9 protein-coding genes are annotated in these 13,292 nt (G+C 61.0%); 5 read left to right on the top strand and 4 right to left on the bottom strand.

Annotated elements, in window-relative coordinates; all coding sequences use genetic code 11:
* Window positions 1–259: 259 nt before the first annotated feature.
* The 3 genes from J5M72_RS23565 to zapB all read right to left on the bottom strand — a co-directional run bounded on the left by J5M72_RS23565 (window position 260) and on the right by zapB (window position 2,825).
* Window positions 260–2,197, bottom strand: coding sequence for a methyl-accepting chemotaxis protein (locus J5M72_RS23565; RefSeq protein ID WP_207867250.1), 1,938 nt, complete (start codon window positions 2,195–2,197; stop codon window positions 260–262).
* 98 nt (window positions 2,198–2,295) lie between these two features.
* Entirely contained in the window at window positions 2,296–2,598 is a 303-nt protein-coding gene (locus tag J5M72_RS23560; protein ID WP_207867249.1) for a cell division protein ZapA, read from the bottom strand.
* Window positions 2,595–2,825: a cell division protein ZapB gene (zapB, locus tag J5M72_RS23555; protein ID WP_207867248.1), complete on the bottom strand. Its 231-nt coding sequence runs from the start codon at window positions 2,823–2,825 to the stop codon at window positions 2,595–2,597. Before zapB ends, J5M72_RS23560 begins: the two co-directional genes overlap by 4 nt.
* Window positions 2,826–3,104: 279 nt before the next feature.
* Here zapB and J5M72_RS23550 point away from each other — a divergent pair, with 279 nt between their 5' ends.
* The 5 genes from J5M72_RS23550 (at window position 3,105) to trxC (ending at window position 12,220) form a co-directional block, all read left to right on the top strand.
* The gene (locus J5M72_RS23550) at window positions 3,105–4,730 is read left to right on the top strand and encodes a methyl-accepting chemotaxis protein (RefSeq protein ID WP_169428541.1); all 1,626 of its coding nucleotides are present in this window, start codon (window positions 3,105–3,107) and stop codon (window positions 4,728–4,730) included.
* 331 nt (window positions 4,731–5,061) lie between these two features.
* The gene (locus J5M72_RS23545) at window positions 5,062–6,804 is read left to right on the top strand and encodes a potassium/proton antiporter (RefSeq protein ID WP_085711091.1); all 1,743 of its coding nucleotides are present in this window, start codon (window positions 5,062–5,064) and stop codon (window positions 6,802–6,804) included.
* Between the two features lie 34 nt (window positions 6,805–6,838).
* Complete coding sequence (gene mscK / locus J5M72_RS23540) at window positions 6,839–10,192, top strand: mechanosensitive channel MscK (RefSeq protein WP_207867247.1); 3,354 nt, start codon at window positions 6,839–6,841, stop codon at window positions 10,190–10,192.
* A 48-nt stretch (window positions 10,193–10,240) separates the two neighbouring features.
* On the top strand, window positions 10,241–11,704 hold the full coding sequence (gene selO, locus J5M72_RS23535) for a protein adenylyltransferase SelO (RefSeq protein ID WP_207867246.1): 1,464 nt from the start codon (window positions 10,241–10,243) through the stop codon (window positions 11,702–11,704).
* A gap of 81 nt (window positions 11,705–11,785) precedes the next feature.
* The gene (trxC, locus tag J5M72_RS23530; protein ID WP_169428538.1) at window positions 11,786–12,220 is read left to right on the top strand and encodes a thioredoxin TrxC; all 435 of its coding nucleotides are present in this window, start codon (window positions 11,786–11,788) and stop codon (window positions 12,218–12,220) included.
* A 44-nt stretch (window positions 12,221–12,264) separates the two neighbouring features.
* Here the strand turns inward: trxC and J5M72_RS23525 are convergent, their stop codons facing one another.
* Window positions 12,265–13,035, bottom strand: a complete 771-nt coding sequence (locus tag J5M72_RS23525) for a ParA family protein (RefSeq protein ID WP_169428537.1) — start codon at window positions 13,033–13,035, stop codon at window positions 12,265–12,267.
* Window positions 13,036–13,292: the final 257 nt, after the last annotated feature.

Below are 13,292 nucleotides of genomic sequence, written 5' to 3'. Positions count from 1 at the left end.
TTACTGGAGGAACCGTGAATACTCAATCGGAAAAGCATTTCACGGGCTGTCGATAGCGATCAGGGAAACAGCGGAGGATGGCATCCACGATGTCTACTGGAGTAGACATCGTATCGCCCGAATCGACATGAACTTGCAGATTGTTACGGCAGGTAAGAGGATCTAAAAACCGTCCACCATGTCTCCGAACATGTGTTCACCATGTCTCCGGTACATACAGGGAGAGGGCTAGGGTGAGGGGCTCTTTGGCTCTTGGCACTCAAACCAACTTGAACCCACCCATCTGCCGCGCCAGGTCATCCGCCAACCGCTGCAGCATCTGACAATCCTCACGACAAGCCCGAACCTCCCCCGCCGTCGCCCGGGCCAGATCGGAAATCCCCTGCACGTTGCGGTTGATCTCCTCGGTCACCGCCGACTGCTCCTCTGTCGCCGTCGCCACCTGGTGGTTCATGTCACTGATGCGCTCGACCTGCCCGGTAATCGCAGTCAAAGAGGCCCCGGTACGCTGGCTCGACTCAACCCCAGTCCCCGTCGCGGCCTGCCCGGTGCGCATCGAAGACACCGCATTCTCCGCGCCCTGCTTGAGGCTGCCGATCATCTGCTGGATCTCGTCGGTTGAAGCCTGGGTGCGGCGCGCCAAGGTGCGCACTTCATCGGCCACCACCGCAAAACCACGCCCCATGTCCCCGGCCCGCGCCGCTTCAATCGCCGCGTTCAACGCCAACAGGTTGGTCTGCTCGGACACCCCGCGAATCACCGCCAGCACTTGATCGATCGACGCCACCTGATGCGCCAGCTCACCCACCGCGCCAGCGGCAACGCCGATTTCATCGGACATGCTTTCTATATGGCGAATCGAGCCGCCGACCACTTCCCGAGCCTGCATCGCCTCATCGCGTGCGGTTTGCGAGGCAAGTGCGGCATTGCCGGCGTTCTGGGCGATTTCCTGCACGGTCAGGCCCATTTCGTGGACGGCGGTGGCGACCATGTCGGTCATTTCCTGCTGCCGGCCGGAGCGTTCGGCGGTGTTATCCACAACCCTGGCCACCTGACCGACGGCAACGCGCAGTCGCTCGCTGGTGGTCAGCACTTCGCCGATCATCCCGCGCTGGCTGTCGAGGAAACGGTTGAAGCCCCGAGCGAGGTCGCCCAGTTCATCGGCGCGGCTGGAATCTAACCGGTGAGTCAAATCTCCACCACCGCTACCGATTGCTACCAGTGCAGCTGTTACCTGACGAATCGGCCTTACCAACCCTTGGGCCAGCCAGATCACCAGCGCCAGGCAAACCAGCGCCACCGCCAGACCAATGCCGCTGCTCATCCACATCGCCCGGCGAGCTTCGGCGTAGATCTGCGACTGTGGCACTTCGGCCACCAGGGTCCAGCCGAGGTCGCGCAAAGGCAGGCTGAAGGCGAGGAAATCTTCGCCGTCGCGCTGGAAGCTGCTGTTGGTCGCCACCTTATGGCCCATGACCGCTTGTGCAGCGCTGGCGCCAATCTGCTCCGTGAGGGTGCGCTTACCGCTGAACTGCGCCTCGGGATGGACCTGGATCAATCCGTCGGAACGTACGAGATAGACCTTCCCGCGCTCGCCGAAGCTGAAGTTGTGAATCAGCTCGGACAGCTCTTTCATGCTCAGCCCGAGCCCCGCGACACCGACCACTTTGCCGGCCTGCTCCACCTTCAAATCAATGAACAGCGCCAACTCTCCGGTGGCCCCGTCGTTGTCGATGTTCAGGGTTCGTGGCTGATTGCTGTCGAGAAACGAGTAAAACCACGCATCGGCCGGTTTGTCGCGACTGAGGGTCCGATCCAGGCCTTTTTCGGTGATGTAGTGATTGGATTCGGTGCCGATGATCAGCGCGGTAAACGCCTTGTGTTCGGCGCGGATGCCTTCCAGATACTGCGCGAAGCCCGCCGTTTTGGTGGAGTCCTCACCATTGGCCAGCCAGTCGCGGACCATGGTGTTGCTGGCGATGTCCTTGGCGGCGGTGAGAGGTTGAACGAGGATTCGTTCGATGTCGTTGCGCGTCGCTTCGATGCTCGACGGCAGCGCCTGTTCGACCAGATAGCTCTGGGCGAGGCGGTTGACCACCAGGGTATAAATGCCAACCACGATCAGAATGCTGGCCAGCAGGGCGGTGCCCATGCCGAGGATCAACTGCCATTGAATACTGCGACGCCAGAACTGCATGGAGCACCCCCAAAGAATAAGAGGCTGAAACACTGCAACAGCCGTGCCGATTGTATACAGCGCAATCGACAATCTTATTCTTTGGTTGTGCGCAACCATCAACCCTGATTGATGGTCTTGGCGATGGTCTCGACCGTGGCGCTGACTTGCTCTTGGTAACGCTCGAGTTCTTCCTGATGCTGCTTCTTCATTTCAATCTGCTGCGAGCACAGATTCATCACCGCCAGCACCAGCAGGCGGTCGCCGATCAGGGTCGGGTATTTCTTCTTGGTGTCGGCCAGTGCGGCCTTGAGCATCAATGCGGCGTCCAGCAGGGTCTGTTCTTCCCCGGCCGGTGCCTTGATCGAATAGTCCTCCCCCATGATGGAGATGACTTTTACCCCTGCTGTACCGTGGTTCATGCGCTGACAGGACCTGCGTTGACGCGATCAACCAGGGCCTGGATGCGCGCGGCAGTGGCGCCGTGCTTTTCTTCCTGTTCCATCAGGCTCAGTTGCAGGCTTTCGTTTTCATCCTTGGCCTGGGCCAGTTCCATGGACAGGGTCTGGTTGGTTTCCGACAGGGTCTGGTTCTGTTGCACCAGGTCGCTGACGAGCTGTTCCAATTGGCTGAGGGATGCTTCCAACATTTTGATCTTCCAGGGCTTTTTCAAAGGGCGCGTACGATAAAGAAAAGTCGTCGTTGACGCCAGGGTTAAACCGGCGCAAGGCCTTGATTTTCCTGGCGGCTCGACCGTTCTTGCGAGTCTTAGAGACTGTGATCTGCCGATCTGGTTCCTGCACTTCGTCGCCCGCCCTCTCATGCGACAAATACGCGCACCGCCTCAAGACTTTAGTCGTATGACCGATAAGTCATCCAACAGCAGTCTCAGCCCGCATGGATGCGGCCCTTCCTGGTATACGCCCCCATGTCCCTTCGCAATATGAATATCGCCCCCCGGGCGTTCACCGGCTTCGCCCTGATCGGCGGCCTGATGCTGATTCTCGGCGTGTTCGCCCTGAACCAGATGAGCAAAATACGCGGCGCCGCCGAGGACATTTCCTCCAGCAGCGTGCCAAGCATCAAAAATCTCGACGAATTCACCCAGCTGACTCTGCGCCTGCGGGTGCTGTCGTACCGTTTGCTGGTGAACCGCGAGCCGGACGTCCAGCAGAAAACCATCGAGCTGCTGGAGATGCGCAACCAGCAGATCCGCAAGGCCCAGACCGATTACGAGCCGCTGATCGGCAGCCCCGAAGAGCGTGCGGCCTACGACCAATACGTGCAGTTGCTGGGCCAGTACCGCCAGATCGAAGACCGGATGAAAACCCTGTCGCGCAACAATCAGTTCGATGAGCTGCGCAACCTGCTGAACACCCAGCTGCTCGACAACTCCGAAGCGATGAACACCGTGCTCAACCGCTTGATGCAGATCAACGGCCAGCAGATCAGCGAAACCAACCAGCAGGCCGCCGACCAGTATTCCTCGGCCTTCAATCTGGTGGTAACCCTGCTGGTGATCGCCACCGGCCTGACCTTCCTGTTCGCTTGGTTGCTGACCGCCAGCATCACCAAGCCGATCGCCAAGGCACTGGACGCGGCGGAAACCATCGCCGAAGGCAACCTGACCCAGCCGATCCACGTCGACGGCACCGACGAAGCCGGTCGCCTGCTGGCGGCCATGGCCAAGATGCAATCGAAGCTGCGCGACACTCTGCAGCGGATTTCCGGCTCGGCCACCCAACTGGCCTCCGCCGCTGAAGAGCTGAACAGCGTCACCGACGAAAGCGCCCGTGGCCTGACCCAGCAGAACAACGAAATCGAACAGGCCGCCACCGCGGTCAACGAGATGACCAGCGCCGTGGAAGAAGTTGCGCGTAACGCAGTCAGCACCTCGGAAGCCTCGAAGAACGCCACCACCTCCGCCGGCGACGGTCGCGATCTGGTGCAGGAAACCGTCAGCGCCATCGAACGCATGAGCGCCGACGTGCAGAGCACCGCGACCCTGATCGGCGATCTGGCCAACGAATCCCGCGACATCGGCAAAGTGCTGGACGTGATTCGCGGCCTGGCTGACCAGACCAACCTGCTGGCCCTCAACGCTGCAATTGAAGCGGCCCGCGCCGGTGAAGCCGGCCGTGGTTTTGCCGTGGTGGCCGACGAAGTCCGTGCCTTGGCGCACCGCACCCAGCAGTCGACCAGCGAAATCGAACGCATGATCGGCAGCATTCAGAGCGGCACCGAACACGCCGTGGACTCAATGCGCAACAGCACCGAGCGTGCCGAGTCGACATTGAACATCGCCCGTGGCGCCGGTCTGTCGCTGGACACCATCAACACCGCCATCGTCGAGATCAACGAGCGCAACCTGGTGATCGCCAGCGCCGCCGAAGAGCAGGCACAGGTGGCGCGGGAAGTGGACCGCAACCTGGTGAACATCCGCGATCTGTCGGTGCAATCGGCGACCGGCGCGAATCAGACCAGTGCGGCGAGCAACGAGCTGTCGCGCCTGGCGCTGGATCTGAACAATATGGTTGGGCGGTTCAGCCTGTAATTTTGAGATCAAGATCAAAAGCTACCCCCTCACCCCAGCCCTCTCCCCCTAAAGGTGGCGAGGGGGAAAGGGAGCAGATCTTCGTGCGTTTCAAGACCTGAGTTCGACTCGCTATTTCAGGTCGATGTAACTCGAGAGAGCCACTCGGTCAGTCCCCTCTCCCTCCGGGAGAGGGTTAGGGTGAGGGCAGCGGTCTGAAGCCAGGCACAACCGCTAATGACTCCGCCGCAAAAACCTTTTTGACAGCATCACATTTCAACAGGTTAGAATCGCTGGCACGCAGACTGCATGGTCAGTTTGTGCCCGTCTTTCCGCTTCTGGAGTACTGCCTTTGAATGCGACGACCATCAACAGCCTGTTCTTGATCGGCGCGTTGCTGGTAGGTGCAAGCATTCTTGTCAGTTCCCTTTCGTCGCGTCTCGGCATCCCGATTCTGGTGATCATCCTCGCAGTCGGCATGACTGCCGGGGTCGATGGTGGCGGCATCATTTTCGATAACTACCCGACGGCCTATCTGGTCGGCAACCTCGCGCTGGCGGTGATCCTGCTCGACGGCGGCTTGCGCACCCGGGTGTCCAGTTTCCGCGTGGCCCTGTGGCCGGCCTTGTCGCTGGCCACGGTGGGCGTCCTTATCACCACCGGCCTCACCGGCATGGCCGCCGCCTGGCTGTTCGACCTCAACCTGATTCAAGGCCTGCTGATCGGCGCCATCGTCGGCTCCACGGACGCCGCGGCGGTGTTCTCGCTGCTCGGCGGCAAGGGCCTGAACGAACGGGTAACCGCCAGCCTGGAAATCGAATCCGGCAGCAACGACCCGATGGCGGTGTTCCTCACCGTGACCTTGATCGACATGCTCGCCAGCGGCCAGACCGGCCTGCACTGGAGCCTGCTGACCCACCTGATCCGCGAGTTCGGCATCGGTGGCGTGATCGGCCTCGGCGGCGGCTGGCTGATGCTGCAACTGGTCAACCGGATCAACCTCGCCACCGGCCTTTATCCGATCCTGGTAATCGCCGGCGGTCTGGTGGTGTTCGCCCTGACCAACGCCCTGCACGGCAGCGGTTTCCTTGCCGTCTACTTGTGTGGTCTGGTGATCGGCAACCGGCCGGTGCGCAGTCGCCACGGCATCCTGCACATGCTCGACGGCATGGCGTGGCTGGCGCAGATCGGTATGTTCCTGGTGCTGGGGTTGCTGGTCACTCCGCATGACCTGCTGCCGATCGCCTTGCCTGCTCTGGGTCTGGCGCTGTGGATGATTCTGTTCGCGCGGCCGCTGTCGGTGGTGGTCGGGCTGCTGCCGTTCAAGGCTTTCCATGGTCGCGAGAAGGCCTTCATTTCCTGGGTCGGCCTGCGTGGCGCGGTACCGATCATTCTGGCGGTGTTCCCGTTGATGGCCGGGCTGCCGAATGCGCAGCTGTACTTCAACCTCGCGTTCTTCATCGTGCTGGTGTCGCTGCTGGTGCAGGGCACGAGTCTGCCGTGGGTGGCCAGACTGCTCAAGGTGACGGTGCCGCCGGAGCCGGCGCCGATCTCCCGCTCGGCCCTGGAAGTGCACATCACCAGTGAGTGGGAGCTGTTCGTTTACAAGCTCGGTGCGGAGAAATGGTGCATCGGTTCGCCCCTGCGCGAGCTGAAAATGCCCGAAGGCACGCGTATCGCGGCCCTGTTTCGTGGTCAGCAACTGCTCCATCCGTCGGGTAGTACGGTGCTGGAAGTCGATGATTTGCTGTGTGTTATCGGCCATGAACACAACCTTCCGGCCCTCGGAAAGCTCTTCAGCCAGGCGCCGCAGCGCGGCCTCGATCTGCGCTTCTTCGGCGACTTCGTGCTCGAAGGAGACGCCCAGCTCAAAGCGGTTGCCGCCCTTTACGGCCTGTCGGCCGAAGGCATCGATCCGGACATGACTCTGGGCCACTTCATCGCCCAGAAAGTCGGCGGTGCGCCGATCGTTGGCGACCAGGTGGAGTGGAACAACACCCACTGGACGGTTGCGGTCATGGACGGGAACAAGATCGCCAAAGTGGGCGTCAGATTCCCCGAAGGAAGTCGCCCGGGCCCCGGGCTCTTCCTCTAAACTGCGTCCACTCTCACTTGCTTGACCGGTCTCTATGCCTACCCTGCGCTCCTTTTTCGTCGCGGCCCTGCTGGGCCTGAGTCTCACTGTCGGCCCACTGCAGGCCGCCGAACCGCCGTCCAGCGACGCCGTACAGGCCAATCTGGACAAGATCGCCGACAGCAAACTGCCCGAGGCCGATAAAAAGACCCTGCAGACGATCCTGCAAAACACGCTGAACCAGCTCAACAACAAGCGTGACTACGAGCAGAAACTGGTCGATCTCAAGCAACAACTGGCCACCGCGCCGAAGCAGACCATCGAGAACACACGTGAACTGACGCGACTCAAAGCCACCCCTGCGGTGCCGGTGGCGCAGCGTTTTACCAAGGAAAACATCCAGCAGCTGGAACAGATGCTCACCGAGCGCTCGACCCAGCAAAGCGACCTGCAAAAAGCGCTGGCGGACGCCAACAGTCTGATCATCACTGCCCAGACCCGCCCGGAGCGTGCCCAGGCCGAAATTTCCACCAGCCAGACGCGCATCCAGCAGATCAACAGCATCCTCAAGACCGGCAAGGACAGCGGCAAGACCCTGAGCGCCGAACAACGCGACCTGCTCAACGCCGAGCTGGCAGCGCTCAATGCACTGATCCCTTTGCGTCGCCAGGAACTGGCCGGCAACAACCAGTTGCAGGATCTGGGCAACAGCCAGCATGACCTGCTCACGGAAAAATCCGATCGCCTGGACCATGAGATTCAGGAACTGCAAACCCTGATCAACCAGAAGCGCCTGGCCCAGTCTCAGGAGACCGTCACCCAGCAGTCCATCGAAGCGCAAAAGGCCGGCGGCAGCAGCCTGCTGGCCACCGAAAGTGCGGCCAACCTCAAACTCTCGGACTACCTGCTCAAAAGCACCGACCGCCTCAACGAAGTCACTCAGCAGAACCTGCAGACCAAGCAGCAACTGGACAGCGTGACCCAGAGCGACTCGGCCCTCGACGAACAGATCAACGTGCTCAAGGGCAGCCTGCTGCTGTCGAAGATTCTCTATAAACAGAAACAGTCGCTGCCGCGTCTCAAGGTCGACCGTGACCTGGCGGACCAGATCGCCGATATTCGCCTGTATCAGTTCGAAGTCAGCCAGCAACGGGAACTGCTGAGCAACCCGGCGGCCTACGTCGACAACCTGCTGTCCACCCAGCCGCCGGAGCAGGTCACGCCACAACTGCGCAAGAGCCTGCTGGAGCTGGCCAACACTCGCGCCGACCTGCTCGAGCGCCTGAACCGCGAGCTGAGCGCGGTCCTCAACGAATCGATCACCCTGCAACTGAACCAGAAGCAACTGCTGAGCACCGCGCAAAGCCTGCGCGCAACCCTCGATGAACAGATGTTCTGGATTCCCAGCAACAAGCCGCTGGACGCCGAGTGGATACGCGGTGTGCCAGAACGCCTCAAGCGCCAGATCGACACGCTGCCCATGGCGTCGAGCTTCAGCGAACTGACCGACGGCCTGACCCAGCGCCCGTTGCTGTTCCTGCCACTGGCGCTGCTGATCGGTGCCTTGCTGTGGCGTCGCAAGCAGCTGTATGCACGCCTGAACAAGGTTCACCAGGACATCGGCCACTTCAAGCGCGACAGCCAGTGGCACACGCCGCAGGCGATCCTGATCAACATCCTGCTGGCGATGCCGGTGGCGCTGGGGCTGGCGCTGTGCGGGCTGGCGCTGCAGATCGACGCCCGGGGTCAGAACGCCAACATGGGCGCCGCCCTGCTGCAAATGGGCCAGGCGTGGCTGGTGTTCTACACCGCTTACCGGATCCTTGCGCCGGGTGGCGTGGCCGAATTGCACTTCCGCTGGGAGAAACCGCAGGTCGAATTCCTCCAGGGCTGGGTGCGTCGCCTCGGCCTGGTGGTCATGGCCCTCGTGGCGGTGGTGGCGGTTGCCGAGCTGCAACCGGCGGCACTGGCCGATGACGTGCTGGGCATGCCGGTGGTGCTGACCTGCTACGCCCTGATGGCATGGCTGCTCAGTCGCCTGCTGATCAGCAGCCCGACTCACGAAAACGCCTCGCTGTTCCGCAAGGCCGTGGGGATCATGTTCACGCTGCTGCCCATCGCCCTGTTCGTCGCGGTGTGCTTCGGTTACTACTACACCGCGCTGAAACTCAGCGACCGCTTGATCAACACGCTGTACCTGCTGATGTTCTGGCTGGTGATCGAAGCCACTTTCGTTCGTGGCCTGGCCGTTGCGGCTCGACGTCTGGCCTACCAACGCGCCCTGGCCAAACGTCAGGCAGCGAAAGAGGCCGGCGACGGCGAGGCGGTGATCGAAGAACCGACCCTGGACATCGAAAAGGTCAACGAACAGTCCCTGCGCCTGATCCGTCTGGCACTGCTCGGCGGCTTCATCGCGGCGCTTTACTGGGTCTGGTCGGACCTGATCTCGGTGTTCTCGTACCTCGACAACATCACCCTCTACGAATACACCAGCGGCACCGGCGCCAACATGAGCATGGTGCCGATCAGCATCGGCGACATGCTCGGCGCGTTGATCATCATCGGCATCACCTTCGCCCTGGCACGCAACCTGCCAGGTCTGCTCGAAGTGTTCGTGCTGTCGAAACTCAATCTGGCCCAGGGCAGCGCCTACGCGACGACCACGTTGCTGTCCTACGTGATCGCCGGGGTCGGTTTCGTCTCGACCCTGTCGACACTCGGTGTGAGCTGGGACAAGTTGCAATGGCTGGTGGCGGCGCTGTCGGTGGGTCTCGGCTTCGGCATGCAGGAGATCTTCGCGAACTTCATCTCCGGCATCATGATCCTGTTCGAACGCCCGGTTCGGATCGGCGACACCATCACCATCGGCAACCTGTCGGGCACGGTGAGCAAGATCCGCATCCGCGCCACGACCATCACCGACTTCGACCGCAAGGACATCATTGTTCCGAACAAAACGTTCATCACCGGTCAACTGATCAACTGGTCGCTGACCGACACCATCACCCGGGTCACGCTGAAACTGGGCGTGGATTACGGTTCGGATCTGGATCTGGTCAAGGAACTGCTGCTCAAGGCCGCCCGGGAAAACCCGCGCGTGCTGAAAGAACCCGAGCCGCACGTGTACTTCCTCAATTTCGGCGAGAGCACCCTCGACCACGAGCTGCGCATGCACGTGCGCGACCTCGGTGACCGCAACCCGGTGATCGACGAGGTCAACCGCTTCATCAACCGCGAGTTCAAGAAACAGCACATCAACATCTCGTTCCGGCAGATGGAGGTGTACCTGAAGAACCTTCACGGCCAGGAGTACAAACTGGTGCCGATCGAAGACGACAGCAAAACCATCGTGCCCGTCAACGGCGAGCAAAAACCGCTGCAAGAGCCGCCGCCCGCCAAACTCGACTAACCCGGTCATTCCCAGCAGAATGCTCGGACATTCTGCTGGAGCCGGCCCTTGAAAGCCCTCGACGAACTGACCTTCGACAACCGCTTCGCTCGCCTGGGCGACGCGTTCTCGGCCCATGTGCTGCCCGAACCGATCGACAACCCGCGACTGGTTGTCGCCAGTCCTGCGGCGTTGGCGCTGCTGGATCTGGAACCGACGACGGCCGACACCCAGGAATTCGCGGAACTGTTCGGCGGCCACAAGTTGTGGGCCGATGCCGAGCCGCGGGCGATGGTCTATTCCGGGCATCAGTTCGGCGGCTACACCCCGCAACTGGGCGATGGTCGCGGGTTGTTGCTGGGCGAGGTCTATAACGAGGCCGGCGAGCACTGGGACTTGCACCTGAAGGGCGCCGGACAGACACCGTTCTCGCGCATGGGTGATGGCCGCGCGGTGCTACGTTCGTCGATTCGCGAGTTTCTCGCATCCGAAGCGCTGTATGCGCTGAACATCCCGTCTTCACGCGCCGCGTGCGTGATCGGCTCCGACACCCCGGTGTGGCGCGAAAAACAGGAACGTGCCGCGATGGTGCTGCGCCTGGCGCCGAGCCACGTTCGCTTCGGACATTTCGAATATTTCTATTACACCAAGCGTCCCGAGCAGCAGAAGCTGCTCGGCGAGCATGTGCTGGCGATGCACTTCCCAGGGTGCCTGGAGCAGCCGGAGCCGTATCTGGCGATGTTCCGCGAAATCGTCGAGCGCAACGCCGAACTGATCGCCAAGTGGCAGGCCTACGGTTTCTGCCACGGGGTGATGAACACCGACAACATGTCGATCCTCGGCATCACCTTCGACTTCGGCCCGTTCGCCTTCCTCGATGACTTCGACGCGAACTTCATCTGCAACCACTCCGACGATCAGGGCCGCTACTCGTTCAGCAATCAGGTGCCGGTCGGTCAGTGGAACCTCAGCGCCCTGGCCCAGGCCCTGACGCCGTTCATCAGCGTCGAAGCCCTGCGCGAAACCCTCGGTCTGTATCTGCCGCTGTTCCAGGCCCATTACCTCGACCTGATGCGCCGCCGCTTCGGCTTCACAACGGCAGAGGACGAGGACCAGCAATTGCTGGAGCAACTGCTGCAACTGATGCAGAACAGTGGCGTCGACTACACCTTGTTCTTCCGTCGTCTGGGCGAAGAGTCAGCCGGACAGGCCGTCGCCCAGTTGCGCGATGACTTCGTCGATATCAAAGGTTTCGATGCCTGGGGCGAGCGTTATGTCGCCCGTGTCGCGCGCGATGGCGCGACCGATCAGGAACAGCGCCGGGCGCGGATGCATGCGGTGAACCCGCTGTACATCCTGCGCAATTACCTGGCGCAAAAGGCGATTGATGCTGCCGAGCAGGGTGACTATTCAGAAGTGCGCCGGTTGCACGCGGTGCTGAGCAATCCATTCGAGGAACAGCCTGGAATGGAAAGCTATGCGGAACGGCCGCCGGAGTGGGGCAAGCATCTGGAGATCAGTTGCTCGTCGTAAGCGGGAACGACTGAACCTTGATAATCGATCCGTACGGCTCCAGATCAGTCGTACGATCCCGTTTTATTCATTGAGCTGATCATGACCGACCCACTCCTCATCCCCTGCCCCTCCTGCAACGGCCTCAACCGCATTCCCGCCGAACGCCTCAGCGACCACCCAAAATGCGGGCGCTGCAAGTCAGAGGTGCTGTTGAACAAGCCGTTCGAACTCAAGCAAGGCGATTACGCCAGCCAGATCAAGGGCGATCTGCCGTTACTGGTAGACGTGTGGGCGGACTGGTGCGGGCCGTGCAAGTCGTTTGCGCCGGTGTTCGAGCAGGCCGCTGGGCAATTGGCAGGCAAGTGCCGGCTGGCCAAGCTCGACAGCGAGGCCAATCAGCAGTTGTCGGCGCAATTGGGGATTCGCTCGATTCCGAGCTTGATCCTGTTCAAAAACGGCCGTGAGGTGGCGCGGCAGAGCGGCGCGTTTCCATTGCCGCAACTGATGGCGTGGTTGCGCAGCCAAGGCATCTGACACACCACCAACCCATGTGAGAGCTTGCTCTCACATGGGTTTATTCAGGCGTCTTCGAGCAGGTTGTGCAGCTCGACGAACTGTTGCGTCAGCTTGTGCCGTGGATCGAGGTGGATCAGCGGCATGCTGGCCTGATGCGATTCGCGCATGCGCACTGAACTGGCGAGGTAGACCGGCAGCACCGGCAGGCCCTCGGCGATCAGTTCGTCGAGGATCTGCTGCGGCAGGCTGGCTCGGGCCTGGAACTGGTTGACCACGATGCCTTCGACCTCAAGGCCTTCGTTGTGGTCCTCCTTCAACTCGTCGATCTCGGCGATCAGACCGTACAGGGCCTGACGCGAGAAGCTGTCGCAGTCAAAGGGAATCAGTACCCGATCCGCAGCAATCAGCGCCGAAACCGCATAAAAGTTCAGCGCCGGCGGCGTATCCAGATAGATCCGGTCGTAATCTTCCGACAGCTCGTCGAGCAGCTTCCGCAGCTTGTTGATCTTGTGTTTGGCCTCGAGCTTGGGCTGCAAGTCGGCCAGCTCCGCCGTGGCGGTGATGATGTGCAGGTTGTCGAACGGCGTTTCGTAGATATCCGCCTGATTCTTTTTCGAGAACGGCCCGGAAGACAGGGTCTGCTTGAAGAAGTCGGCAATGCCCATCGGAATGTCATTACCGGTGAGCCCGGTCAGGTACTGAGTGGAGTTGGCCTGGGCATCGAGGTCCACCAACAGCGTGCGATAGCCCTCGCTGGCGCTGACCGCCGCCAGATTGCAGGCGATGCTGGATTTGCCCACGCCACCTTTCTGATTGAACACCACGCGCCGCATGACAAAACCTCCGTGTATCAAAGAATGACCGAGTGTAGTGTCGCCCAGCCCCGCTTCGCTACCTTCATGGACGCGGACTACAGAGTCAGACGCCAATATCTCAATGAACACGGCGCAAAGACTGCAACGGACTGCTGATCCGCCTGACAGAAAAAACCGGCGTGTTCTGGATAATGGCCAAGTGACATTTTTTACAATGTACCCTTCGGTCCATTTCAGCGCGCAAAATGTAACCAGCATTTGCTACACACTCGTCA

This window comes from Pseudomonas sp. 58(2021) (assembly GCF_017491585.1).
In the GTDB taxonomy this organism is placed as follows: domain Bacteria; phylum Pseudomonadota; class Gammaproteobacteria; order Pseudomonadales; family Pseudomonadaceae; genus Aquipseudomonas; species Aquipseudomonas fluorescens_BT.
The sequence above is the reverse complement of the archived record's forward strand: the minus strand, read 5'-3'. Positions and strand labels throughout refer to the sequence as shown.

Bases quoted from the DNA above. Each gene is read 5' to 3' on its own strand.
- J5M72_RS23565 (WP_207867250.1), bottom strand. From the start codon at position 2,197: ATGCAGTTCTGGCGTCGCAGTATTCAATGGCAGTTGATCCTCGGCATG.
- J5M72_RS23560 (WP_207867249.1), bottom strand. From the start codon at position 2,598: ATGAACCACGGTACAGCAGGGGTAAAAGTCATCTCCATCATGGGGGAG.
- zapB (WP_207867248.1), bottom strand. From the start codon at position 2,825: ATGTTGGAAGCATCCCTCAGCCAATTGGAACAGCTCGTCAGCGACCTG.
- J5M72_RS23550 (WP_169428541.1), top strand. From the start codon at position 3,105: ATGTCCCTTCGCAATATGAATATCGCCCCCCGGGCGTTCACCGGCTTC.
- mscK (WP_207867247.1), top strand. From the start codon at position 6,839: ATGCCTACCCTGCGCTCCTTTTTCGTCGCGGCCCTGCTGGGCCTGAGT.
- trxC (WP_169428538.1), top strand. From the start codon at position 11,786: ATGACCGACCCACTCCTCATCCCCTGCCCCTCCTGCAACGGCCTCAAC.
- J5M72_RS23525 (WP_169428537.1), bottom strand. From the start codon at position 13,035: ATGCGGCGCGTGGTGTTCAATCAGAAAGGTGGCGTGGGCAAATCCAGC.